We start from the raw sequence: 24,308 nt of genomic DNA on the forward strand, positions 1-24,308 counted from the left end.
ATTAGCAGCTTTTATCCAATAAGTAAAACAAATACAAATAGATTCAAAAATACGATTTTTACTTTTCGCCTCATCCTGCTATGCTTGATATAAGCTTTCAATCCAAAGGAGGAAGAGCAAACATGACATTTCAATTAGAAAAATTAGATCATATTCAGCTTTCTGCACCAAAGGGTTCGGAGGAAACAGCGAAAAAGTTCTACCGTGATATTTTAGGGTTTGCAGAAGAAGAAAAACCGGAGTCGCTAAAGGCAAATGGAGGGGTCTGGTTTAACAAGGGAGACATCGCGCTTCATATTGGAATCGAGGAACCATTTTCCCCTATGAAAAAAGCACATCCTGCTTTTAGTGTATCAGGAATCGACGCGTTGCAAACTTATTTAGAAAATGCCGGCTTTCCGACAAAAAGAGACAGTAAACTTCCGAATGCGCGAAGATTCTATATCAAGGACCCGTTTGGAAACAGGCTGGAATTTTTGGAATGGGAGAATAAATAAGAAAGGCATTTTTTAATCGGAATTATTAGAAAGATTTTAATTTTTCCCTTATGCTTGTTTTTGTGATTGTACGTGCTATACTATAGGCATTCTTTATTTTTTAACTCAACCCAAAAATGAATATTTTTCATATAATCGTGGGGATACGGCCTGCAAGTTTCTACCGGTTTACCGTAAATAAACTGACTATGGAAAAGTATTAAAAAGCTTGTATTATGTCTGAAAACAATGCACGCTTGCTTGATTATTCGACAAAAAGCTCGAAAATCTACTTTTTCCATGGTAGATTTTCGGGCTTTTTAATACTTTAGGAGGAATCATTCATGGATTTACTAAAAGAAAAAATTGTAACAGAAGGAAAAGTATTATCAGATAGCGTGTTAAAAGTAGATGCTTTTTTAAATCATCAAGTTGATCCTGTATTAATGCAGGAAATCGGGAAGGAATTCGCGAATCGATTCCGTGACAAAAAGATAACTAAAATTCTTACGTTGGAATCTTCAGGCATTGCTCCTGCGACGATGGCAGGGCTGGAGCTTGGTGTTCCGGTTATATTTGCAAGGAAACGTCAATCGTTGACGTTAACAGATAATCTCTTAACTGCTGAGGTTTATTCATTTACAAAACAGACGACAAGCAAGGTTTCTGTTTCCCATGATTTTATTAAAGAGGGCGACAACCTGCTGGTTATTGATGATTTCCTGGCTAATGGCCAGGCAGCACTTGGGTTAATAGATATTGCAGAGCAGGCAAAGGCGGATGTTGCCGGTATCGGCATCGTCATTGAAAAAGGCTTTCAAGAAGGTGGACAGGCACTTCGTGATAAAGGAATTAAAGTAGAATCGTTGGCTATTATTGACTCCTTAGAAAATAATCAGGTGGCTTTTAAAGAGGAGGCTCTCAGGCAATGAAAATGGCAGCATTAGGTTTCCAGCACCTATTAGCAATGTATGCAGGAGCAATTTTAGTTCCGCTGATTGTCGGGGATGCTCTCGGACTGAGTACAGAGCAATTAACGTACTTGGTAGCAATTGATATTTTAATGTGCGGCGTGGCGACACTGCTGCAAGTATTAAACAGCAAATTTATCGGTATCGGACTTCCGGTTGTCTTAGGGTGTACCTTTACCGCAGTTGCTCCTATGATTGCTATCGGCGGACAGTATGGCATCACGGCGATATACGGTGCGATTATTGTATCCGGGTTATTTGTCGTCGTCGTGAGCGGATTTTTTGGAAAGCTGGTTCGCTTTTTTCCGCCAGTCGTTACCGGTTCCGTTGTAACGATTATCGGAATTACCTTGATTCCTGTAGCCATTAATAATCTGGGCGGCGGAGAAGGAGCAGGCGATTTCGGATCAACTGCGCATATCGCGCTTGGATTTGGAACATTATTATTTATTATTTTAATGTACCGGTTTACAACAGGATTTTTAAAATCCATTTCCATCCTGATTGGTTTAGGTGCAGGAACGATTGCAGCTGCATTTATGGGAAGAGTTGATTTTTCAGCTGTTGCAGAGGCTTCTTATTTCCATATGGTTCATCCATTTTACTTTGGGACACCGACCTTTGAATGGTCGGCAATTATTACAATGATTTTAGTTGCGATGGTGTCACTGGTCGAATCAACAGGTGTTTATTTTGCATTAGGTGATATTACGGATAAAAAATTAAATGAAAAAGATTTATCCAGAGGGTATCGTGCAGAGGGATTAGCGATTTTCCTTGGAGGAATCTTTAACGCATTTCAGTACACAGCCTTTTCTCAAAACGTCGGTTTGATGCAGATGACAGGTGTGAAAAAAAGACGTGTCATTGTGATTACCGGGGTGATGCTGATTGTATTGGGATTTGTCCCTAAGATTGCTGCCGTGACAACGATTATTCCGACCTCTGTGCTGGGCGGAGCGATGTTAGCGATGTTTGGAATGGTTGTTGCACAAGGCATAAAAATGCTTGGTGCTGTAATATCCGAGTCGCCGGAGAATTCCATGATTATTGCTTGTTCAATTGGAATGGGTCTCGGTGTGACAGTCGTGCCGGAATTATTTGATGTACTTCCAAACTCATTGCAAATTTTAACCAGCAACGGCATTGTTGCAGGAAGTGTTACTGCGATTGTATTAAATATAATTTTCAATATGACACCGCGGCGTAAAAAAGAAAAGCAGGTTACTGGAACAAGAGAGCTTGCTGAAGAAGTATCTTAAATAAGCATTAAAACTGTCACTTCGGTGGCAGTTTTTTAATTGTTGTTTCAAAGATTACTGGAATTCAAGACCGGGTTACGCTAAAATCGAAGTATATATTTTCATGTATTTTAAGAATGTATAGAGAATTTAAGGAATAACGTATGTTGGACATGATATGAAGCGTATAAGGGATTCTAAGAAAGTAAAAATATGATTTCAACGCTCCTTTAATGAATGTCAAGTTTTCCTTGAAAAATGGAAGGAGGAGTCATCGGGATGACTGATTTATCAAACGGCACGCTCCTTATCTACGGTCTGGTTATATCAGCTGCATTGATGATTGGTATTATCCAATGGGTGAGAAGACGATTTGAAGTGTTGGCCGTTCTAGCTATTATTTTATCTCTGTTATTACCGCTTGCAGGCTTTCTATATAGCATTAATCGTCCAGAGGGTATGAATGAAATAGCATATATATGGCAGCAGGCCAGAGGAAGAAGCGGTATAGGAGTCTTTCTCTTATTAGGGCATCTGTATATCCTTTTTTGGGTCTTATTTGGTGCAGAATTTAAGCGGCTATATGAGTTTCTGTTCCCCAAAGTAAAAAGAATGATTCAATGGGTTAAAAACCGTGTTCGGAAACAGGACAAAAACAAAATGAAAGAGGAGATGTAATGACAACAGAAAGAGAGAAGATGCAGGCAGGGGAAATATATAATCCGGGAGATAGTGAATTAGTAAAGGACCGGCTGCATGTCAGAAAGATGATGCGTTATTATAACGGGCTGACAGAGGATGATACGGTAAGACGGACAAGCTGTCTGAAAGAAATATTTGGCTCAACAGAGGGATCTCTGTTTATTGAACCTGATTTTCATTGTGATTATGGTTTTAACATTCATGTTGGGGAAAATTTTTATGCAAACTTTAACTGTGTTATGTTAGATGTTTGCCCGATACGAATTGGTGACAATTGCATGCTGGCCCCAGGTGTACATATTTATACAGCAACGCATCCAATCAATCCCGTAGAGCGTAACTCCGGAAAAGAATTTGGTAAGGCAGTAACCATAGGTGATAATGTATGGATTGGCGGCGGGGCAATCATTAATCCTGGTGTAACGATTGGAGATAATGCAGTGATTGCTTCAGGCTCTGTCGTAACAAAGGATGTTCCTGCAAACGTTGTTTACGGAGGAAATCCGGCTAAGTTTATTAAAAGTGTAGAATTGTAAAGATGTGTTTGTTAAACAATCTTTTAAAAACAGGGTTCAGGGGGAGGGCTATCATGGATAAGCTTCAATCATTTGCGCCGGTTATCGGTAATCAGCCTAGAGTGCTGATTGTCGGTTCCATGCCAAGTAAAAAGTCATTAAAAGAACAAGAATATTATGGAAATCCCAGAAATCATTTCTGGCCGATTATGTATCATATTTTAAATGAAAGAGCCGCAGATACGTATTCTGAAAAATTACATTTAATGAAAAAGCATCACTTGGCGTTATGGGATACTGTCGGCTATTGCTATCGGCAAGGAAGTCTGGATATGCATATTGAAGAAGAAGAGCCGAATGATATTGCAGGACTTTTAAAGGCATATCCTTCTATTCAGCTGATCGCTTGTAATGGAACAAAAGCATATCAAATGTTCCATAAGTTTATTGCTCCGGCGCTCCAACAGGAAATCGATGTGATAAAGCTTCCTTCTACAAGCCCTGTTCCCGGAAAATATAATAAAACATTTGAAGAGAAGATAGAAGTCTGGCGTGTAGTTACTACCTATTTAGAGGATATAAGGTCGTAAATCCAGAGGGGGACAGGATGAAACAATTTTGGCTGCAATTTCTGTTTTTTTCAATATTATGGGTTGGATTACTCTTATTTAACAGTACATTTATCCCTTATCATTTCTTTTTATTTGCACTGAGTCTGGCTTTTTTCTTTCTCTTATCGTTTCGAACGAAGAATCTGTATCTTTTCTTAGGCAATACCATCATTATTCTATGCGCCGGTTTCTTTTTCTCGGAAAATGTTTTATTTTCTATCAGTTTAATATGGTTTTTGCTGGTGTTAGCTGCCAGGCAGGTAGAAACACTGGCATATTATACGCTGTCAGCTGCAGCAATAGCAGCGTGTATGTTCTTTTCTTTTTTTTCATCGATTTCCCTTGAATTATTTCTTGGAAGCATTTTTATTTTGATAATAAGCATTCTTCTGCATCAGCAATGGAGTCATAACCAGTATTATAAGCGTTTATACGAGGAGTTGAATGATTCCTACAGGCAGCTGAAACGGCAGCATGTGGATGCGGAGAAAAATGCAAAAACAGAGGAAAGAGCACGTATCGCCAGAGATATGCATGATTCTGTCGGACATCATTTGACTGCATTAATGATGCAGATAGAGATGCTGTCGATTCAATATCCAGAGCTGGAAGTTGGACAGATGAAGGAATTGGCAAACAGAAGCCTGCAGGAAACCAGGGATGCTGTCAAAGCTTTAAAAGTGGAGGAATCGGAAGGTATCGCAACGGTCGTCCAGCTGATTCGGAAGTTGGAAAGTGAAAGTCATTTGAATGTGCATTTCACGATGAAGAACGGGGTTTTATCCGTGCCGATTTCTAATGCTAAAAGTGTTGTTCTTTATCGGGTGATTCAGGAAGGGATTACCAATGCCATGCGTCATGCCAACAGCCGTGAGGTTTTTGTAACTTTAAGTAAATCTGCAGATAAGGCAATCCATTTTGAAATCAGTAATAAAATACATCAAGTAAAAGCATATGAACCAGGATTTGGTCTGACAAATATGCAAAGTCGTGTGGAGGAATTCGATGGGAAATTAGAGATTCTTCAGTTACCTGATAAGTTTGTTTTATCAGGAAGGATTCCCAGCTGATATTGATGACGGAAGGAGATGATAATGTATGTTCCACGTGATGCTTGTGGAGGATCAGGAAATCGTACGTCAAGGGCTGCGTATGATCTTGGAGCAGGATGAGCAAATTCGGATAAGCTGTGAAGCAAGTAATGGCATCGAGGCGATGGAAAAGATGAGCGCGCATCGTGTTGACATTGTTTTTATGGACATCCGGATGCCGGATATGAACGGTATTGAGGCGACTAGAAAAATCAAAGAGCGGTGGCCGGATGTGCCTATTCTCATTCTGACGACCTTTAATGACGATGAATATGCACTGAAAGCACTGAATGAAGGAGCAAGCGGTTTTTTGTTGAAAACCTCTGACGGCAAAAAGCTTATTGAAGCAGTTTACAGCGTGATGAAAGGCGGCTTGGTGCTGCATGATGAGGTGACCGCGAAAGTAATGCCGAGATTGTTAAAGCAATCTAAAAAAACAAGCGCTGCAGCAAATATTGAGCTAACAGAAAGGGAAAGAGCAATTATTCAGAAGGTTGGACAGGGAAAAACGAATAAAGAAATCGCTGCTGAATTGTATCTTTCTATAGGAACGATAAAAAATCATATTTCTGTTATTCTGCAAAAGACTGATTTACGTGACCGGACGCAGCTTGCCATTTATGCGGTTACTCATGATATTTCGTAAATGAGGAAGTTTCAAGAACGAATGTCAAGAAATTGTACGAATTCCCTGCTGAAGTCCGCCGTTACATAATTTAAAATAGAAGTAACCTTAAATAAAAGTTTGGTGAAGAAGAGATGATTGCAATATTTTTAGATGAATTTCATTTTTCAACCCTGTGGAATGGCGGAATCTTTTTGTTTTGTGCATTTATGATTGTTTGTTATTTTTTTATGATTCCTTCCAAGGGAAAGAGCGGTATGCTTTATATTATCTCTTTTCTCTTCGGCATGGTTGTCTTATTTTTGTCTGTGGGAAGTCCATTAAATATTATTGGCAGGCTGACCCTGCAGGCACATATGTATCAAATTGTCGGTTTACTTTTTGTTGCGGCTCCCTTGCTTGTTATTGGATGGAGGCCAAAATCGTGGATCAGTGAAAAAATCAGCTGGATACAAAGCGCACTTGCTTATTTCCGGAAGCCTGCAGTAGCTATTACCCTGCTGACGGTCTTTTTTTACGGTTATCATCTGCCATTTATGTTTGATATTGCCCGTATAGAGCTGTACTGGAATCATTTCTTTATGATGTGTCTGTTTTTGGCTGCATTGAATTTCTGGGCTGCATTTTTCTATTATTGGCTGAATAATCGTGTCAGATGGTATGCAACGGCCGTTCAAATATCTGCATTCTTACCCTATTGCTTTTATGGTCTTTTAGCAGGTTCAGGCATTTATCAAACCTACAAGGATCCGGCTGTTTTTCTAGAGTCCTTACGCGTATGTATTCCGGTCGATTTGCAAATGCCGGATGAATTCTATATTGGTTTTCTGCCTTTTGACCCGGTTTATGAGCAGCAGATGGGAATTTTGATTTTTCTGTTCAGCATCGCACTCGTATTCGTTATTACGCTGGTTTGGTCTCAAAGGCAATTTAAAAATGAAAAAGGATGAATTACTTAATGACAGCAGAGCTGAAAATCAGTTCTGCTGTTTTTGTGTTAAGCAAGGAAAGAAGAAGTGTTGGATGAAAAAATGACTGGAGTCACTTTTTTTCCATCCGATTAGTGACGGAGGAAAGTGTTGCTTTGCTCGGGAAGACGATAAAATATAAGTAGATTTGACAGGAGGGGCTAACATGCTGGAATTAGTTGATATTTCAAAGCATTTTAAAAAAATAGAAGCAGTAAAGGCATTAAATATGTTTATTGAACAGGGAGAAATCGTCGGTCTGCTCGGTCCGAACGGAGCTGGTAAATCAACGGCTATTTCTATCCTTTCTACATTGATTGAGCCGACACAGGGAGACGTCCGGTTTTTGAAAAAGTCTGTCATTAAAAAGCCATCTCCATTACGGAAAGCCATTGGGGTTGTACCGCAGGAAATCGCACTTTATCCGCAGTTATCGGCGGAAGAAAACCTGCTTTTCTTTGGAAGAATTTATCGTTTGAAGGGCTCAACTTTAAAACAGCGGGTGAATGAGATTTTAGAGCAAATTGGTTTAACAGAGAAGCGAAAAGCGCTGGTAGAGTCTTTTTCCGGAGGGATGAAAAGACGGTTGAATATTGGGGTAGCTATGCTCCACAGCCCTCAAATTTTAATTATGGATGAACCGACTGTCGGCATCGACCCGCAATCCAGAAGCTATATTTTGGAGACTGTCAAACGTTTGAACAAAGAAAATCAAATGACGGTCGTCTATACAAGTCATTACATGGAAGAAGTAGATTATCTGTGTGACCGTATTTATATTATGGATCAGGGGAATTTAATTGCTTCTGGGACGAAGGAGGAAATCAAGCAGATTCTTTCTTCCGAAAATACGATTTCAATCCAGGCTGACCATTGGAGTGAAGCATTTATTGCCCGTTTGAAGGACCATGAATCGGTGACAAATGTGCATGTGGAAGAAAAAGAGATTACATTAATTACGCCAAAGGAAGTCAATTTGTTTTCTGAAATTATTTCGATGACGGATAAATATGATATTTCTTTACGCTCGCTGCATGTGAAGTCCCCAACGCTGGAGGATGTATTCCTGCACTTAACCGGAAGAGCATTACGTGATTAGAGGAGGATTGCTATGATATTTCAACTAGTTAAAAAACAATTGCTCCTGCTATGGCGTAATCCTGTCCAGATTTTTTTACTTCTGGGGTTGCCGATTATCCTTATTCTTATTTTAAGCTTTGCATTGGCAGGGTTTATGGAAAGCGGCAGTCCAAAGCTTGAATTAAAAGTAGCCTGGCTGGAGCATGAAGATGAAGCGGATCAGGTCGAGCGATTTATCAATGAAATGGAAGCAATTGGTGCGCCGGCAGAGGCGTTTGGTGACAGCGAAGACCTGCATATGATTACGATGCTCCGGGAGGATATTTTTCAAGGGGAAGATTTGCAGGAAATGATTGAATTAGAGGTTATACAGGAAGACGAAAAAGCAGATGTGCTGGCGGATGATTCCTTTTCCGGTTTAATCGAAGTACCAGAAAATTTCACCTATGATATGCTGCAGGCTATCTCAGGGCAGGACACTGCCAAACCAGATTTAACGCTGCATGTCAATCAGGAGGATGGAATCTATTCATCTGTCTTATCACAAATTTTGGAGCAATTTGATGAGAATCTGACTACGCAGGCCTTTCTGCAGCAAAATGATTTGGATGTAGATATGAATGAAATGCAGGCTGCCTCAAACGTTGGCGAGCAGACACAGATTGAACAGCTGGATCCGATTTCCTCTCGTGATTATTATACGGTTGCCATGGCAGTTTTTACCGGGTTATATGTTGCTTCTACCATTGGTTTCTTTGCAACCAGGGAAAGGCAGGATCAGGTGTTTGACCGTATTATTGTCGGTGATATGCCGAGATGGATGTACTTCTTCAGTATCCTAATTTCTGGTATGATCATTGCCTTTATTCAGCTATTGATTATTTTTGGTTTTTCTTATGTTGTTTTCCAAGTCACATTTCAGGATGTGCTGGCATTTTTGTTAACTACCTTTTCCTATGCTGTTGCAGTAGGTGGAATCACCGTACTATTAACGGCTATCAGCTATCGTTTTAAATCAGATGCGATTGTTGGCTTTTTCTCAGGGGTTGTTACTTCTATTTTGGCATTTATCGGAGGGAGCTTTTTCCCGATTGGAGAATTATCGGAAATGATTCAGCGTATCGGTAATATGACACCGAACGGCTCTGGATTAAGTGCTTATATTCAGTTACTCCAGGGAAGCGGCATAGAGGAAATTTCGAATTATCTTATTTACATGATTGGTTTTGGTGCTCTGATGATTATAGTTGCTGCGATAAGCTTTCCAAAAAGGGGGTCCACACGATGAAAGGCATATTATTAGCACGGATAAGGGAGTTTATTCGTAATCCATTTACTTTTCTCCTTTTTACAGGAATGTCGATTGTCTTTGCCTGGGTTATTTCTTCTTTAAATGTAGGGGAAGGAGGCGGTGGAATTCCAGTTCCTGTCTATGTGGAAGATGGAGCAAGTGATTACCAGCAATCTCTGGAGGAGCAGGAAGCCTTTCGTTTTTATGAAGTTGATAAAGAAGCATTGCAAGAAGAGTTAAGGGAAGGGGATGCAGATACGGGCGTTATCTTATCTGTGGATCGTTTTGATATTTTAGTAGGAGTAGAATCTCCGAATGCAGGTCTGATCCAACAGACGGTCCAGGAAGTATATACAACAGATATGCAAGAGGCATTAATCCGGGAGGCAGCAGACGCAGAAGGAATGGAAGCCGATCAAGTCGTTTCATCCTACCAGGAAGCTGCCTCGGAAGGTACATTTGATTTGTCGGTACACAGCTTTTCAGGAGAGGAATCCTGGCAATATGATGATAATGTACATCGTGTGGGCGGCTTTGCATTATTTTTCGCTATTTATACCATCGCGTATGGGGTAGTCAAAATCCTGACAGAAAAAAGAATGGGTGTCTGGGACCGGATGATTTTATCGCCAATTAAGAAATCAGAAATGTATATTGCGAACCTGTTTTACAGTTTTATAGAAGGCTATCTGCAAATTATAATTATTTTTAGTTTCTTCTATTTCTGGCGGGGAATTACCTTTAATGATCGAATGATTGAAATTTTACTGATGCTGATTCCATATGCTTTAGCTATTGTTGCTATGTCTATTTTGATTACAGCACTTGTTAAAAATGTGGAGCAGTTTAATGCAGCGATCAGTATTATTACAGTAAGTTTAGCCATGATTGGCGGCGCATTTTGGCCGTTAGAAATTGTCAGCAATCCTGTCCTGCTGTTTTTAGCAAATTTGAATCCAATCAAATATGGTTTAGATATTATTCAGGGAGCAGCAGTGTACGGTTATTCCTTTACAGAGCTCCTGCAGCCAATCAGTATTTTAACATTGATGACTGTCTTATTTACCGGACTAGGCATTCATTTAATGGAAAGACGACATATTTAATCAAACAGCATGTGTAAAACGTATAAGGCTTTGTGCGCTAACAAAGCCTTATACGTTTATTTGTGTATGTACGATTAAACAAATTTCCTGGCATTCTCCCATAACTTGGATTATATACTTCAGGGAATTTCTAGTATAATAGGTAGTTAGAATGTTAGATAGAAAAGAGGGTCAGGGTGTGAAGAAAAAGAAGAAATGGATTTGGATTATTTCAGGAGTTGTGCTGATACTCCTTATTATAAATTTTGCTGCTGCGATTTTCTTTTATAACCTCGCCATTGAAAGGAATGTAAAAGATTTTTTAAACGATAATGATGACCTGGAAGTGGAAGCAGAGACACTGGATATTTTATTAGAAGGTGATTGGCGGGACTGGTCGGATGAACAGCCGTTTGAAACTTGGCATCAGACTTCCTATGATAATCTTGATTTACAAGGATATTATCTGGAAGCAGAACAGCCTACGAACAAAGTAGTTATTTTTGCTCATGGTTATTTAGGGCGCGGAAAAGATATGGCTTTATACGGACAGCATTATTATGAGGATTTAGGATATAACATTTTTACAGCGGATATGCGCGGACATGGAGAGAGTGAAGGAGATTATATCGGCTTTGGCTGGCACGACCGTTTAGATTTGCTTGATTGGATTGATAAAGTAATGGAACGTGTGGGTGATGATGCTGAAATTGTATTACATGGCGTTTCCATGGGAGGCTCCTCTGTTTTGATGGCAAGCGGGGAGGAACTGCCGCCGAATGTGAAAGCCGTTGTAGCGGATGCTTCTTATACAGATGTCAATGAATTATTCTCTTACCAAATTGACCGGATGTTCCATTTGCCTTCCTTTCCGTTTATCCCATCTACCAGTCTCGTAACACAGCTGCGCGCCGGTTACGGGCTGAAGGAAGCCTCTGCTTTAGATCAAGTTGCAAAAGCGGAAGTTCCGATATTATATATTCATGGAAAAGAAGATGTCTTTGTGCCGACTGAGATGACAGAGGAGCTCTATGAAAATACCAAAAGTGAAAAGGAGCTTCTGCTTGTGGATGAGGCGAGCCACGGGGAGTCCTTTGTGAAAGATGAGGAATTATATAAGGAAACATTGGATGGCTTTCTGGAACGGTTTGTGCGGGAAGCTGAATGAGGATGCAGGAGGACTGCATAAATTTTTTTCTGTTAGAAACAAGAGAAAATAACAGGAATCTGAGTTGAGATACTACGAAACTTGATTTAAGGATGCTTCAAAAACTCCGATATACAAAGGTTTGGATTCCATTTATTTAAGATGTGTGATAAGAAAAAGACATTGATCATAAAGCTTGATCAGTGTCTTTTTTATTCATATATTATACAAGTAAACAATTAATCTGAAGAAATTTCATTAATATTTATAAATTCCCTTGCATAAACATACATAAAAATTTATAATAATGAATAATTCATTTTTCAGACAAGGGAGAGAGCGTTTTTGAAGAAAGCAGCAATTATTGGCGGAACCGGGTATGGGGCGATTGAACTTATCCGGCTTCTCCAATCACATAAAGAAATCGAGATTACTAAAATTATATCACAATCACAGGCAGGAGAGGAGTTATCAGCTACTTATCCGCATTTAAACGGTATTATTACGAAAGAGATGGAAGCATTAAATACCGAGGAGCTAGAAAAAGAGATTGATATTTTATTTTTAGCAGCCCCAGCTGGTGTCGCTAAAAATATTATTCCTTCTTTCCAGGATACTTCCGTTCAATGTATCGATTTATCTGGCGACTTCCGGCTTACTTCAGAGGAATATAAGGAATGGTATGGAAAAGAGCCTGCTTCTGCAGATGTGCTGGAGAAAGCAGTATTTGGACTCAGTGATATTTTTACAGAGGAAATCAAATCAGCGTCGATTATTTCTAACCCGGGCTGTTTCCCGACTGCTGCTTTATCCGCATTAATCCCGCTTATTGATGGGAATAAAATTCAGACAGAGGGTATTCGCATCGATGCGAAAACAGGGATTTCCGGAGCTGGAAAAGGTTTAAGTGAAAAAGCCCATTTCTCTTCAGCAAATGAAAATGTTGTTCCATATAAAATTGGTCAGCATCAGCATATCCCGGAGATTGAACGTTATGCATCCCAATTTGCAGATAATGATGTAAAGGTTTCTTTTACAACGCATTTGATTCCAATGACAAGAGGGCTGTTATGCACAATATATGCAGATTTGAAAAGTCAGGAAACCACCGCCTCCATTTTAGATTATCTACAGGAATACTATCAGGAGAAATCCTTTGTCCGTATTTTGCCAGAAGGTCATTTTCCGGCAACAAAAGGGGTAACGGGCAGTAATTACTGTGATATTGGAGCGTATGTAGACGAGCGGACAAACAGCATTGTGATAGCGTCGGCGATTGATAATTTAGTAAAAGGAGCAGCTGGCCAGGCAATTCATAATGCTAATCTGATGAACGGATGGGATGAGACAATGGGATTGGAGTTTATTCCAGTATTTCCATAATCTAAAAGAGAACAACTTTGAGGAGGAAAATCATAGGTGGAACATACATTATCGAAGTCATTTAAAATTTTAGAAAATGCACATATTGATCAGCCTAAAGGATTTACTGCAGGAGGCATACACGCAGGGCTGCGGAAATCTAAGCGTGATTTCGGCTGGCTTTATTCCGATGTACCAGCAAATGCCGCGGGAGTGTATACGCAGAATACATTTCAGGCAGCCCCACTGGATGTAACACAGCAGGCACTAAAGCATTCCGGCCAGCTGCAGGCAGTCGTTGTCAATTCTGCTAATGCCAATTCGTATACAGGTGAACAAGGCTATCAGGATGCGTTAGAAATGCAGCAGCTTACAGCCAAAAAAATAGGAATTGACTCTTCCTTAGTGGCTGTTGCCTCCACGGGAGTCATTGGTGAGATGCTTCCAATGGATGTTATTAAAGGAGCCATTGCCCGTATTGGGGAGAGTGAAGCAGCTGTTGATTTTGAACATGCCATTTTAACAACGGATACGAAAACGAAGCATATTGCTGTCGAGGTTGAAATAGATGGAAAAGTCATCACCATTGCCGGCGCTGCGAAAGGGTCGGGTATGATTCACCCGAATATGGCGACCATGCTTTCCTTTATTACAACCGATGCAAACGTAGAAACGGAAAGTCTCCAGCAGGGATTAAGACAAATAACCGATCAGTCCTTTAATCGTATTACAGTGGACGGGGACAGCAGTACGAATGATATGGTACTTATCTTAGCAAACGGAATGCAGAATAATGAAACACTTCATCCACAGCATCCGGAATGGCATCAATTTATGGAAGCGTGGCAATTCGTCAGCCGGGAGCTTGCAAAAATGATAGCTAAGGACGGAGAGGGAGCAACCAAGCTGGTTGAAGTAAGTTTAGAAGGAGCTAGATCGGAGCAGGAAGCGGCGCAGATGGCGAAAGCAGTGATTGGCTCCAGTCTGGTAAAAACAGCAATTTATGGTGAAGATGCCAACTGGGGAAGAATCATCAGTGCTCTAGGTGCAAGCGGCGTAGCATTTGATAAACAGGGGTTATCGCTTGCGATTGGATCAGAGCAGATTATTAAGGAAGGGCAGCTGCTTGCCTTCCATGAACCGAATTGTGTAGAGGAATTGGTTAAAGATACGGTTCACCTTTTTATCGGGTTAACAGACGGCGTGGAGAAAGCAACTGTCTGGGGCTGTGATTTAACCTATGATTACGTACAGATCAACGCATCCTATCGAACGTGAGGTGTTCTAATGACAAAAGTAGTATTTAAAGTAGGCGGAAGTATTTTGCAGGAGCTGCCAAAGGCTTTTTATGAGCTGTTAATCGAGCTGAAAGAAAAAAAGATTTGTGAACCTGTTATTGTTCACGGCGGCGGTCCGGAAATCAATCAGGCGCTGGAGCAGATGAATATTGAAAGTACATTTGTCGATGGGCTTCGGGTTACTACGGAAGAAGTGTTAGAAGTTGCGCAAATGGTAATGAGCGGAACCATTAATAAACGGATTGTCAGTTCCTTTCAAAATCAAAATGGAAAAGCAATTGGTCTTAGCGGAGTGGACGGCAACCTGCTGCAGGCAAAACAAATTCAAAATGGGAAGCTTGGTTTTGTCGGAGAGGTTACCAAGGTGGAAACGTCCTGGATTGACATGATTCTGGATGCAGGCGGTATTCCTGTTATTTCCCCGATTGCAGCAGGCGAGGGAGAAACCCGTTTCAATATTAACGGCGATACAGCGGCTGGTGCAGTAGCAGAGGCATTAGGCTGTAAACTTGTTCTGATCAGTAATATTCCGGGTGTGATGGAAACAATCGACCAAAAAGAAGTAATCCACCACCATTTAACCAAAAAAGATGTTGAAGCATTGATTGATTCCGGCGTCATTTATGGCGGCATGATTCCCAAGGTGCGTTCGGCGTTGGCAAGCTTGCAGGGCGGCGTAGAGGAATCGGTTATTTTAAATGGATTAGAACCTAATGATATTTTGAAATATTTAGACGGAGAAAAAGTAGGGACGATTTTAAGTGAAAAGGAGTTTGAGCATGTCTAATACAATGACAACATCAGCATTAATGAAAAATTATCAGCGTTTGCCGCTTACTATTGTAAAAGGAAAAGGAAGCTATGTATGGGATGACCAGGGTGTGAAATACCTGGACTATACATCCGGGATTGCAACATGTAGTTTAGGCCATGTGCCGGATTATGTACAGGGAAAGTTATCCGAGCAATTAGAGAACTTATGGCATGTTTCTAATTTGTATCAGATTCCCCAGCAGGAAGCATTGGCAGAAAAGTTAGTTTCGTTAAGCTGCTTTGATCAGGCCTTCTTCTGTAACAGCGGTGCTGAAGCAAATGAAGCAGCAATCAAATTGGCTAAAAAATATGCAAAGGACCAACAGAAGCCGGAAAGAACAGAGATTGTTACTTTTTCAAACTCCTTTCACGGAAGAACCGGTTATACGATGGCTGCAACTGCACAGCCTAAAATCCATAAAGGCTTTACCCCATTAACACCTGGTTTTACTTATTTGCCGTTTAATCAGCCGGAAGCGCTGGAGCAAATAGATACCGATAAAACAGCGGGCGTCTTACTGGAGCTGGTCCAGGGAGAAGGCGGCGTTCATCCGGCGGATGCAGAGTGGATAAAAGCACTGTATGACTATTGTAAGCAGGCAGATATTCTGTTTATGGTCGATGAAATTCAGACTGGGGTCGGCAGGACGGGTACTTTGTTTGCCTATGAACAGTACGATATTGAGCCGGATGCTATCACCTTGGCTAAAGGATTAGGCTCTGGTTTCCCGATTGGAGCATTACTAGCAAAAAGTAAAGCTGCGGACAGTTTTTCACCAGGAACCCATGGCAGCACCTTTGGGGGAAATCCGCTGGCAGCAACAGCTGGGCTGGCTACATTAGAGAAAATTGCAGACCCGGCATTTTTACAAGATTTACAGGAAAACTGCACCCTGTTAGTTGAAGGGTTAATGAAGATAGCTGAAACCAATTCACTTATTACAGGGGTAAGAGGAAAAGGATTTCTTATCGGGCTGGAAGTTGAAAATAAAGCAGGGGTCTGGGTGGAGAAATTAAGAGAAAAACAGGTTCTTGTATTAACAGCAGGAGAGCATGTCGTGCGTATTTTGCCTCCATTAACAACAGAGAAAGAAGAGTTATTCACTTTTATCGGAGTGATAACGGCTATTGCAGCAGACATAGAGGAGAAGGGAGAATAAGATATGCCAATACATCAAGGGATGAAGAAAGTACTTGTTTTAGGATCGGGGCCGATTGTTATCGGGCAGGCGGCAGAGTTTGATTATGCCGGGACGCAAGCCTGTCTTGCTTTAAAGGAAGAGGGGCTGGAGGTTGTGCTTATCAATAACAACCCTGCGACCATTATGACAGATGAAACCATCGCCGACCAAGTCTATTTAGAACCGTTAGAAGTAGAGGTCGTCGAAAAAATTATTGAAAAGGAAAAGCCGGATGGTTTAATTGGAACCTTAGGCGGGCAGACAGGGTTAAATCTATCCTTAGAGCTTCATGAGAAAGGGATTCTGAAGAAACACGATGTAACCCTGCTCGGGACCTCCATTGCTTCCATACAAAAGGGAGAGGACAGAGAAAAATTCAGAGATTTAATGATTTCCATCAAGGAGCCCATTTCTGAATCACAAATTGTGACAAATATAGAGGATGGCCTGGCGTTTGCAGAGAAGATAGGCTATCCGGTTATTCTCCGTCCAGCTTATACTCTTGGCGGAGAAGGCGGAGGATTTGCAAATAATAAGGAAGAATTTTGCGAGCTGTTGGCAAAGGGGCTCCATCTAAGTCCGATTACGCAGGTGCTTGTTGAGCGCAGCATTAAAGGCTGGAAAGAGATGGAGTATGAAGTGATGCGCGATGAGAATGACGCATGCCAAATTATTTGTGACATGGAGAATGTCGATCCTGTCGGTGTGCATACCGGCGATTCCATTGTAGTCGCTCCTGCTCAGACATTAACTGCTGAACAAAGTAAAATCCTGCGTGACGCGTCGATAAAAATAATTCGTGCGCTGGAAGTGGTGGGCGGCTGTAACATTCAATTTGCCTTCCATCCGGAAACAAATGAATATTGTATTATCGAAGTAAATCCCCGCGTTAGCCGTTCTTCTGCACTGGCTTCGAAAGCAACAGGCTATCCGATTGCCAGAGTGGCAGCAAAATGTGCAGTCGGCTATCATTTGGATGAATTAGTTGATCCCGTCAGCGGAGCGACCTATCTTCATTTTACACCGGATTTGGATTATACCGTTGTAAAAATCCCGCGTTTTCCATTTGATAAATTTTCCGAAGCAGATCGTACGCTTGGAACACAAATGAAAGCAACAGGAGAAGTCATGTCCTTAGATAAAACCTTCGAAGGCGCATTAAATAAAGCGGTCCGCTCTCTGGAAATGAATATTCAATCCTTCCGCTGGACAGCCTTTGCAGAAAAGTCAGATGACGCATTGACAGCATTGCTTGAAGAGCCGAATGATTTACGTCTTTTCGCTATCGGTGAAGCCTTATGGCGCCAATTCTCTGTAGATGAGATTGCAAAGCGGACACTGATCCAGCCTTATTTTCTGGAAAAAATAGCAGCTATCATCCAATTGGAAAAGGAATTGGCAGCAACCGGCTGGGAGAATATAACAGAAGAGAAAATCTTGCAGGCAAAACAGTATAATATCAGTGATGTCCAATTAGCAAAACTTCTCCATATTGAACCGGCTGTACTGCGTGAATTTTATAAAAATCATGAGTTGTCGCCTAATTATCGTTTTGTTGATACGTGCCCGGGAACGTCGGGGAAACATTCTACCTATTTTTATTCAACCTGGTCAGGATCCAATCAAGTGCAGACCGTATCGGATAAGAAAAAAGCGCTGGTTATCGGCTCTGGTCCTATCCGTATCGGGCAGGGGGTTGAATTCGACTATTGCTCTGTGCATGCTGTGCAGGCACTGCAAAAAGCCGGGTATGAGGCAATTATGATCAATAATAACCCGGAAACGGTGAGTACGGACTATACAGTAGCTGATCGCCTTTATTTTGAACCATTGGCTCTGGAGGATGTATTAAATGTCATGGAAAAAGAGAATATTCAAGACGTCCTCGTCCAATTTGGCGGACAGACAGCTATTAACCTTATGAATCAGTTAAAAGAAGCCGGTGTCTCTGTTTTAGGAACAGCGCCTGAAAATATGGATAAAATGGAAGACAGAGAGCAATTTTATACCTTCTTAGAGCAATTAGATATTGCTCACATTCATGGCGAAATTGTCCATAGTGTGGATGAAGCGAAGGAAGCAGCCCATCAGCTCGGATATCCTGTTCTGATTCGTCCATCTTATGTGATTGGCGGTCAGTCGATGTTTGTCTGTTACAATAAAGAAGAATTACTCAGCAATGTACAAAGAGTACAGGTAGATACCTACGATCAATGCTGGCCGTTATTAATGGATTCCTATATGCCTGGATTAGAATGTGAAGTCGATGTCGTGAGCGATGGAGAAAATGTGATTATCCCAGGGATCTTTGAACATATTGAAAAAGCAGGGGTGCATTCAGGAGACAGTACGAGCGTATTCCCGGCTATCACATTAACGGATCAGCAAAAAGCGCAAATCTATCAAATCTCTAAAAAGATTGCCAGAGAGCTTCCGATTATCGGGATGATGAATATCCAGTTTGTTCTTTACCAAGATGAAGTATATGTTCTGGAAGTAAACCCTAGATCTTCCCGTACGGTTCCGGTTGTCAGCAAGGTAACAGGGATTCCGCTGGTGGCTTTAGCTGTCAATGCACAATTAGGGGAGTCTCTGCAGGATTTTATGAAAGAATTCTCTTCTTACCAGGAGCCGGAATATTACACGGTGAAAGCACCTGTCTTTTCTAAGAATAAATTAAAAGGTGTTGACCATATTTTAGGTCCGGAAATGAAATCAACCGGGGAAGCTATCGGGATGGATATAACGCTGGAAAAAGCAATTCGTAAGGCGGTGTTTCCTTCCCAGCACAAGCTGCATGATACAAAAAAATGGTTTGTATCGATCAGTGATCACCATAAGGAAGAAAGCATCCCGTTTATTCAGGAAATTGCCGGAAACACAGAAATAATCGCTACACAGGGAACGAGTACTTACCTGGAGAAAAACCAGATTCCTTCTACTGCGGTAAACCGTGAAATAGCTAACCTCAAAAAGCTGTTTTTACAAGATCCGCCTGCCTATGTGATTAATGTGCCAAGCGTCGGCAGAGATAAAGAACGATTTGGTTTTCAATTGAGAGAGCTTTGTACACAGCTGAATATTCCGTATTTCACCAGTCTGGAAACGGCAAAGCTCGTATGGCAATACCAGCACTTGAAGAATGAAGATATTCAATCCTTACAGACGTATTTACAGACATTGCGAACGCAGGAGGGTTATCACGCGCCAAAAGTTGGCAGTGTATCATCATAGGATAATTAAAAATAGAGGCTGACAGAAATTGTCGCCTCTATTTTTTAATAGACATTATGCTTATTGCTGAGAAGCCATCTGCAAAACTTCCGTTGAGTGAAGCTTCGTTTTACAAATATTTATTAAACCAGCGACAGATATTTTCCAGCCGGGCTGTACGCAGAGATGGATTGCCGCTTCGGCTTAATTCATGATTAGCATCCGGGAAACGGACGAATTCCACTTCTTTATTTAAATGCTTTAATGTGATAAACAATTGTTCTCCCTGTTCGATTGGACAGCGATAATCTTTTTCACCATGCAGGATAAGAAGCGGTGTCTCCACGTTTTCTGCATATTTCAACGGAGATATATCCCACAGTCCGGTTGGATCCTCTAATAAATTCACGCCGTGCTCCCACTTGGTAAAGAAGAAGCCGATATCACTGACTCCATAAAAGCTTAACCAATTGGAAATGGATCGTTGTGTCACTGCTGCTTTGAAACGGTTCGTATGACCGACAATCCAGTTCGTCATAAACCCGCCGTAGCTTCCGCCGGTCATACCCAAACGGTTTTCATCAATGAAGGAATACTGTTCTAAGCAATAATCGACCGCCTCCATCAGATCGCGATAATCTCCTTTGCCATAGTTCTCCCGCACCCCGTTAACAAATTCCTGTCCATACCCATGGCTGCCGCGCGGATTGGTATAAAGGACAACATATCCTTTCGCTGCAAGAAGCTGGAGTTCATGGAAGAAGGTTTGACCGTACATAGCATGCGGACCGCCGTGAACCTCCAGAACAAATGGATATTTCTTTCCCTCCTGAAAGCCGTAAGGGCGAAGCAGCCAGCCTTGAATTTCTAAGCCATCGCTTGATGTATAGGAGATTTCTTCTGGTTCACTTAAAGCTGCTTCATGAATAAAGGCTTTATTTACATCTGTCAGCTGCTTTAAGGTATTATCTGCATCCAGCTTATAAAAATTACAAGGATCTTTTGGTTTGCTGATTCCTAAAATAAAGCTGTCTGTCTCTGGATGATAAGAAAAGCCGAATACGTGATTATCATCGCTGTAACGTGTTTTTAAATTTCCTTCTAAATCTGTTTCATATAGATTGACAGCTCCAGCATCTGATCCAAGAAAATAAATGGATGCATTGTCATGTGACCAGACAGGACCAGTTTCCGAGCTGCCAAGACGCATGTCCGCGACCATTGTATCACCTGGCTGGATGCTCCAATCTCCAGAAAGCAATTTTCTTTCTTTGCTTTCTACATCGTATAGAAACAGCTTAGTGAGCGTTGCGCCTGCATATTCAAACTCATGCCCGCAAGCAATAATTTTTTTACTGTCTCTGGAGAATTTGGCGTCGTGGTAGCTGCCTTTACTGTCTGTTAATTTAGTTATTTCCTTTGACTGCAGCTCCAGTAAATATAAATCAGAAACCAGGGAAGCATCCGCATCTTCTTCAAAATTAGCTGCAAAGACAAGATGTTCGCCGTTCGGTGCAAGGTCAACCAAATGATGATCTGCCTCTTGGGTTGTAAGCTGATAAAATTTGTCTGCGTTTATATCATATTGGATGATTTGTACAGTGGATTGGTCATGGAATCCTCTGGCATCCGACTTGTACTTTAAACGGTCGACAATAAGCGGTTTTGTTTGTGCTTCCTTTTGTTTTGCCTTTTTTTCTTCGTTGCTTAACTCTTTTAAGGAAGCAATATCATCATCTTTTTCCAGAAAGGAGCAGAATATAATCGACTTTCCGTCGTTTGCCCAGACAGGGGAGGAGACGCCGTTTGGAAAAGTAGTAATCTGTTTTGCTTCCCCGCCGTCAACAGCTATTAGCCAAATCTGTGAAGCTCCGCTGCGGCTGGAAAGGAAGAAGGATTTATCCTTATTCGGAGAAACGCGGAACGTATGATTCCGATGATTGTCTGTAGTCCATTGCTTATGAGAATCATCTTTCAAGTTATGTACATAAATCTGTGATTCATAGTCTTTATCTTCATTCACAGAGGTGATGACATAACTATATTTATTTTTTGAAATAAACTCCGGTTCACTAAGAACCTTAATATTCTGAAAATCGGTTGTGGTAACGGGTCTTTTTTCTGTTGATGCAGACATGTAATTCCTCCTCAATTTTTAAATGAATTTCATTCTATATGATTTTAGTTTAAACTATTTCGGAATGCGAATCAATGAGGATTAACTGTACAGGTGGGATTAGCTATAGAGCTTATTTGTATATTTTTTAAATGTATATCAAGTAAAATATGGTAAAATAAAGAATCAATAGAGTGATACGAAATTGATTCGGAGGTTATGATGTTGGGTACACAGGAAGTTTATTTATACGTATCAAAAGGGAAGAGTTTTTTAGCTCTTATTCTCTCTCTTACTTATTTTATACTGGGAATGGCGGTATGTATCTATTCTTTTAAGGAAGGGAATACGGTAGATGGTTATATTTTTACTATCCTTCCCTTGATTTTTGGGGGTTCCACACTTCTTGCGATTAAAATGCTTGTTGATTTAAAACCGTATCTCACGCTGACAAAGGATATGTTTATTATCAAACATCCATTAAAACGTGCGATTTTTATTCAATGGCAGGATATTAAAAGGTATCAAATATATAAACATCAATTTACCAGTTCGATAGAAATTTATTTAGCGGATAAAGAAGAATATAAAGCATTTCGAAAACGTTTAGTTGCAGGACAGCTATTAGCCAAGCGTTTACAAATAGACGAGATTCCTCATATTATAAAAGTAAATTTTTTATTAAGCTTAATCAAGCGGAAGGATAGAGCAAAACTGCTGAAGGAACTGGACAGACGTGAGTTTGGAGCAGTAACAGATGAGCGTATGTTTGAAATAGCAGAGCACAGACAGCTGTTTGGAATAACGGCATCAGATACGGTGCCGTCGAAGATGCTTTCTTATCAAGTGGAAAAAGAAGCAATGAAAGTAGAACAACCTAGTAAAATAAAACGGAAATCCTTCTTGAAAATTATAGCAGTCAGCCTAGTAATAACGATTGTTATAGTCTTTCTTTTATATCAAATAATCGGGAAATGAATTGTCGTTGATTTTAGCATTTTGCTCATATTTTGGAGACTATAAAATATGAGAGTGTTCGGTTCTGATCTTGTCATAGAAATACATATACAGGAATAGGATAAAACAAATTTGGAAGTTATGACGATGGGTACATAGGAAGTTTATCTTTATCCTTAAAAGAGGCTGTATGAAAAAGATAACATTTGAACTGAAATGATGGATATTAGTTAAAGACTATACTAATTGACTCTAAAAGGAAGAGTAGTTAAATACCTTTTACAAGAATTTCGATTTAATAAAAAGGCTCTTCACCAAAATCTATGGGTGACATAGTAGATATAAATTTGCTGTAAGCGACCGCTACGGAAATACACTACGCTTTCCATGGGCTTGCGCTCAGCCTCCTCAAAAAAAAGAAGTTCGCTTTTTTTCTGCGGGGTCTTCATACTGTGCTTTCCCATAGGAGTCTCCGTGTATTTCCTCCGCTAGCTAGTTGCTTTTATCACATTTAATTATATTTTCCAACCATAGATTTTGGTGTTGATCCAATAAAAAGATATTGTTGTTAATAAGGGAAATCAATATTAAACAAACTGCTCAGATTGGGAATTAAGTATAATTTAATTAAAATAAAAGCGGGGAGGACAAAATGAGCAATATTATCTTGATACAACATTGTCATTCGGAACATCATCTAAATAATATGTCGGGTGGTTGGACAGATACTCCTTTAACTGAAGCAGGAAAGGGTCAAGCGAAAAAAATTGGAGAAAAATTAAAAGAATTTGTGGAGAAAAATGCCTGTGGCTTGTATTCATCTGATCTATTAAGGGCGTTCCAAACAGCAGATATAGTTGGAGCAGAATTAAAATTAGACGTTATTCAGGAAAAAGGATTACGTGAAATAAACAGTGGTGTTGCTGCAGGGAAAACAAAGGATTGGACAAGAGCAAATAGAAATCCCAGAGCAAAAAGTGAATTTGATCTAGATTATCGGGAATTTCAAAGCGGTGAAACCTGGCGAGAATTTTATAGTCGGGTTTCCAATTGTATGGATAGGATATGTGAATTAGAAAATGAGAAAAGCATTTTAATTGTTTCACACGGAGGAACATTAGGGTACATACTAGCCTGGTGGTTGAAATTTGAACCAGAGATGATTGTTAATGCATACTTTTCTTCATCAGCAGGTGGTGTAACTGTTTTAAGCCAAAATAGTTTTCAGCAGAATGTAGTGAATAAATTTAATGATACCTCCCATCTGGAATATTAAGAAATCGGGCGTGATTGTGGAAAAAAGTAAAGAAGAGAAGGATATTATACATGACTAATATGTTTATCTTCTTATTTTTTACGGTTGGAGTCTTGATAATAAAAGAAATAACTTAATATCACCGCAAATTATATTCGATTAAAAAAGGAATCCATTATTTAAATGAACGCAGTGGGAAGAGTAATATGATTAACTAGTCGATGTGATGTAAGGCTGTCATTAGCAGGGTTTCCGGATATTTATATCAGGATAATAAAACTGCCGCCCATGGTCAAGGCGACAGTTTTCA

Annotated in this window: 21 protein-coding genes and 1 riboswitch; of the genes, 20 read left to right on the forward strand and 1 reads right to left on the reverse strand. The window is 40.4% G+C overall.

What is annotated here, in order from left to right:
* The first annotated feature begins 122 nt into the window (after positions 1–122).
* The 18 genes from MKY45_RS10885 to carB all read left to right on the forward strand — a co-directional run bounded on the left by MKY45_RS10885 (position 123) and on the right by carB (position 19,691).
* Positions 123–497, forward strand: coding sequence for a VOC family protein (locus MKY45_RS10885; RefSeq protein ID WP_042533722.1), 375 nt, complete (start codon positions 123–125; stop codon positions 495–497).
* Between the two features lie 107 nt (positions 498–604).
* Positions 605–706: riboswitch (purine riboswitch) on the forward strand.
* A gap of 114 nt (positions 707–820) precedes the next feature.
* On the forward strand, positions 821–1,408 hold the full coding sequence (locus MKY45_RS10890; protein ID WP_042533723.1) for a xanthine phosphoribosyltransferase: 588 nt from the start codon (positions 821–823) through the stop codon (positions 1,406–1,408).
* Positions 1,405–2,709 (forward strand): nucleobase:cation symporter-2 family protein, encoded by a 1,305-nt coding sequence (locus MKY45_RS10895; protein ID WP_042533724.1) that lies wholly within the window; start codon positions 1,405–1,407, stop codon positions 2,707–2,709. The genes MKY45_RS10890 and MKY45_RS10895 overlap by 4 nt, the downstream gene beginning before the upstream one ends.
* A gap of 258 nt (positions 2,710–2,967) precedes the next feature.
* Positions 2,968–3,366: a hypothetical protein gene (locus MKY45_RS10900; protein WP_042533726.1), complete on the forward strand. Its 399-nt coding sequence runs from the start codon at positions 2,968–2,970 to the stop codon at positions 3,364–3,366.
* Positions 3,366–3,926, forward strand: coding sequence for a maltose acetyltransferase domain-containing protein (locus tag MKY45_RS10905; RefSeq protein ID WP_256706206.1), 561 nt, complete (start codon positions 3,366–3,368; stop codon positions 3,924–3,926). Before MKY45_RS10900 ends, MKY45_RS10905 begins: the two co-directional genes overlap by 1 nt.
* A gap of 53 nt (positions 3,927–3,979) precedes the next feature.
* Positions 3,980–4,495, forward strand: coding sequence for a DNA-deoxyinosine glycosylase (locus tag MKY45_RS10910; RefSeq protein WP_193062028.1), 516 nt, complete (start codon positions 3,980–3,982; stop codon positions 4,493–4,495).
* Between the two features lie 17 nt (positions 4,496–4,512).
* Positions 4,513–5,586: a sensor histidine kinase gene (locus MKY45_RS10915; RefSeq protein WP_256706207.1), complete on the forward strand. Its 1,074-nt coding sequence runs from the start codon at positions 4,513–4,515 to the stop codon at positions 5,584–5,586.
* Positions 5,587–5,614: 28 nt separating this feature from the next.
* Positions 5,615–6,253: a response regulator transcription factor gene (locus MKY45_RS10920; RefSeq protein ID WP_193062030.1), complete on the forward strand. Its 639-nt coding sequence runs from the start codon at positions 5,615–5,617 to the stop codon at positions 6,251–6,253.
* A 113-nt stretch (positions 6,254–6,366) separates the two neighbouring features.
* Entirely contained in the window at positions 6,367–7,182 is an 816-nt protein-coding gene (locus MKY45_RS10925) for a cytochrome c oxidase assembly protein (protein WP_256706208.1), read from the forward strand.
* 184 nt (positions 7,183–7,366) lie between these two features.
* Positions 7,367–8,299: an ABC transporter ATP-binding protein gene (locus MKY45_RS10930; RefSeq protein ID WP_042533733.1), complete on the forward strand. Its 933-nt coding sequence runs from the start codon at positions 7,367–7,369 to the stop codon at positions 8,297–8,299.
* 12 nt (positions 8,300–8,311) lie between these two features.
* Positions 8,312–9,568: an ABC transporter permease gene (locus tag MKY45_RS10935; RefSeq protein ID WP_256706209.1), complete on the forward strand. Its 1,257-nt coding sequence runs from the start codon at positions 8,312–8,314 to the stop codon at positions 9,566–9,568.
* Positions 9,565–10,677, forward strand: coding sequence for an ABC transporter permease (locus MKY45_RS10940; protein ID WP_193062034.1), 1,113 nt, complete (start codon positions 9,565–9,567; stop codon positions 10,675–10,677). Before MKY45_RS10935 ends, MKY45_RS10940 begins: the two co-directional genes overlap by 4 nt.
* Before the next feature lie 178 nt (positions 10,678–10,855).
* Entirely contained in the window at positions 10,856–11,824 is a 969-nt protein-coding gene (locus MKY45_RS10945; RefSeq protein ID WP_042536207.1) for an alpha/beta hydrolase, read from the forward strand.
* Between the two features lie 324 nt (positions 11,825–12,148).
* The gene (gene argC, locus MKY45_RS10950) at positions 12,149–13,186 is read left to right on the forward strand and encodes an N-acetyl-gamma-glutamyl-phosphate reductase (protein ID WP_042533738.1); all 1,038 of its coding nucleotides are present in this window, start codon (positions 12,149–12,151) and stop codon (positions 13,184–13,186) included.
* A gap of 36 nt (positions 13,187–13,222) precedes the next feature.
* Positions 13,223–14,443 (forward strand): bifunctional ornithine acetyltransferase/N-acetylglutamate synthase, encoded by a 1,221-nt coding sequence (argJ, locus tag MKY45_RS10955; RefSeq protein ID WP_042533740.1) that lies wholly within the window; start codon positions 13,223–13,225, stop codon positions 14,441–14,443.
* 9 nt (positions 14,444–14,452) lie between these two features.
* The gene (gene argB, locus MKY45_RS10960) at positions 14,453–15,250 is read left to right on the forward strand and encodes an acetylglutamate kinase (protein WP_256706210.1); all 798 of its coding nucleotides are present in this window, start codon (positions 14,453–14,455) and stop codon (positions 15,248–15,250) included.
* Positions 15,243–16,436: an aspartate aminotransferase family protein gene (locus MKY45_RS10965; protein ID WP_256706211.1), complete on the forward strand. Its 1,194-nt coding sequence runs from the start codon at positions 15,243–15,245 to the stop codon at positions 16,434–16,436. The genes argB and MKY45_RS10965 overlap by 8 nt, the downstream gene beginning before the upstream one ends.
* Before the next feature lie 3 nt (positions 16,437–16,439).
* Positions 16,440–19,691, forward strand: coding sequence for a carbamoyl-phosphate synthase (glutamine-hydrolyzing) large subunit (carB, locus tag MKY45_RS10970; RefSeq protein WP_256706212.1), 3,252 nt, complete (start codon positions 16,440–16,442; stop codon positions 19,689–19,691).
* Positions 19,692–19,800: 109 nt separating this feature from the next.
* Here the strand turns inward: carB and MKY45_RS10975 are convergent, their stop codons facing one another.
* A complete protein-coding gene (locus MKY45_RS10975) occupies positions 19,801–21,807 on the reverse strand; it encodes a S9 family peptidase (protein WP_193062041.1) in 2,007 nt (668 codons plus the stop codon).
* A 198-nt stretch (positions 21,808–22,005) separates the two neighbouring features.
* Here MKY45_RS10975 and MKY45_RS10980 point away from each other — a divergent pair, with 198 nt between their 5' ends.
* Entirely contained in the window at positions 22,006–22,764 is a 759-nt protein-coding gene (locus tag MKY45_RS10980) for an STM3941 family protein (RefSeq protein ID WP_341172915.1), read from the forward strand.
* A 631-nt stretch (positions 22,765–23,395) separates the two neighbouring features.
* Positions 23,396–24,019: a histidine phosphatase family protein gene (locus MKY45_RS10985; protein ID WP_341172916.1), complete on the forward strand. Its 624-nt coding sequence runs from the start codon at positions 23,396–23,398 to the stop codon at positions 24,017–24,019.
* Positions 24,020–24,308 lie beyond the last annotated feature (289 nt).

Origin of the sequence: Oceanobacillus sp. FSL K6-0251 (assembly GCF_038004725.1) — a bacterium.
Classification (GTDB): Bacteria; Bacillota; Bacilli; order Bacillales; family Amphibacillaceae; genus Oceanobacillus; species Oceanobacillus oncorhynchi.

Excerpts from the sequence above, each read along its gene's own strand:
- MKY45_RS10885 (WP_042533722.1), top strand. The coding sequence starts at position 123 with ATGACATTTCAATTAGAAAAATTAGATCATATTCAGCTTTCTGCACCA.
- MKY45_RS10890 (WP_042533723.1), top strand. The coding sequence starts at position 821 with ATGGATTTACTAAAAGAAAAAATTGTAACAGAAGGAAAAGTATTATCA.
- MKY45_RS10895 (WP_042533724.1), top strand. The coding sequence starts at position 1,405 with ATGAAAATGGCAGCATTAGGTTTCCAGCACCTATTAGCAATGTATGCA.
- MKY45_RS10900 (WP_042533726.1), top strand. The coding sequence starts at position 2,968 with ATGACTGATTTATCAAACGGCACGCTCCTTATCTACGGTCTGGTTATA.
- MKY45_RS10905 (WP_256706206.1), top strand. The coding sequence starts at position 3,366 with ATGACAACAGAAAGAGAGAAGATGCAGGCAGGGGAAATATATAATCCG.
- MKY45_RS10910 (WP_193062028.1), top strand. The coding sequence starts at position 3,980 with ATGGATAAGCTTCAATCATTTGCGCCGGTTATCGGTAATCAGCCTAGA.
- MKY45_RS10915 (WP_256706207.1), top strand. The coding sequence starts at position 4,513 with ATGAAACAATTTTGGCTGCAATTTCTGTTTTTTTCAATATTATGGGTT.
- MKY45_RS10920 (WP_193062030.1), top strand. The coding sequence starts at position 5,615 with ATGTTCCACGTGATGCTTGTGGAGGATCAGGAAATCGTACGTCAAGGG.
- MKY45_RS10925 (WP_256706208.1), top strand. The coding sequence starts at position 6,367 with ATGATTGCAATATTTTTAGATGAATTTCATTTTTCAACCCTGTGGAAT.
- MKY45_RS10930 (WP_042533733.1), top strand. The coding sequence starts at position 7,367 with ATGCTGGAATTAGTTGATATTTCAAAGCATTTTAAAAAAATAGAAGCA.
- MKY45_RS10935 (WP_256706209.1), top strand. The coding sequence starts at position 8,312 with ATGATATTTCAACTAGTTAAAAAACAATTGCTCCTGCTATGGCGTAAT.
- MKY45_RS10940 (WP_193062034.1), top strand. The coding sequence starts at position 9,565 with ATGAAAGGCATATTATTAGCACGGATAAGGGAGTTTATTCGTAATCCA.
- argB (WP_256706210.1), top strand. The coding sequence starts at position 14,453 with ATGACAAAAGTAGTATTTAAAGTAGGCGGAAGTATTTTGCAGGAGCTG.
- MKY45_RS10965 (WP_256706211.1), top strand. The coding sequence starts at position 15,243 with ATGTCTAATACAATGACAACATCAGCATTAATGAAAAATTATCAGCGT.
- carB (WP_256706212.1), top strand. The coding sequence starts at position 16,440 with ATGCCAATACATCAAGGGATGAAGAAAGTACTTGTTTTAGGATCGGGG.
- MKY45_RS10975 (WP_193062041.1), bottom strand. The coding sequence starts at position 21,807 with ATGTCTGCATCAACAGAAAAAAGACCCGTTACCACAACCGATTTTCAG.
- MKY45_RS10980 (WP_341172915.1), top strand. The coding sequence starts at position 22,006 with ATGATGTTGGGTACACAGGAAGTTTATTTATACGTATCAAAAGGGAAG.
- MKY45_RS10985 (WP_341172916.1), top strand. The coding sequence starts at position 23,396 with ATGAGCAATATTATCTTGATACAACATTGTCATTCGGAACATCATCTA.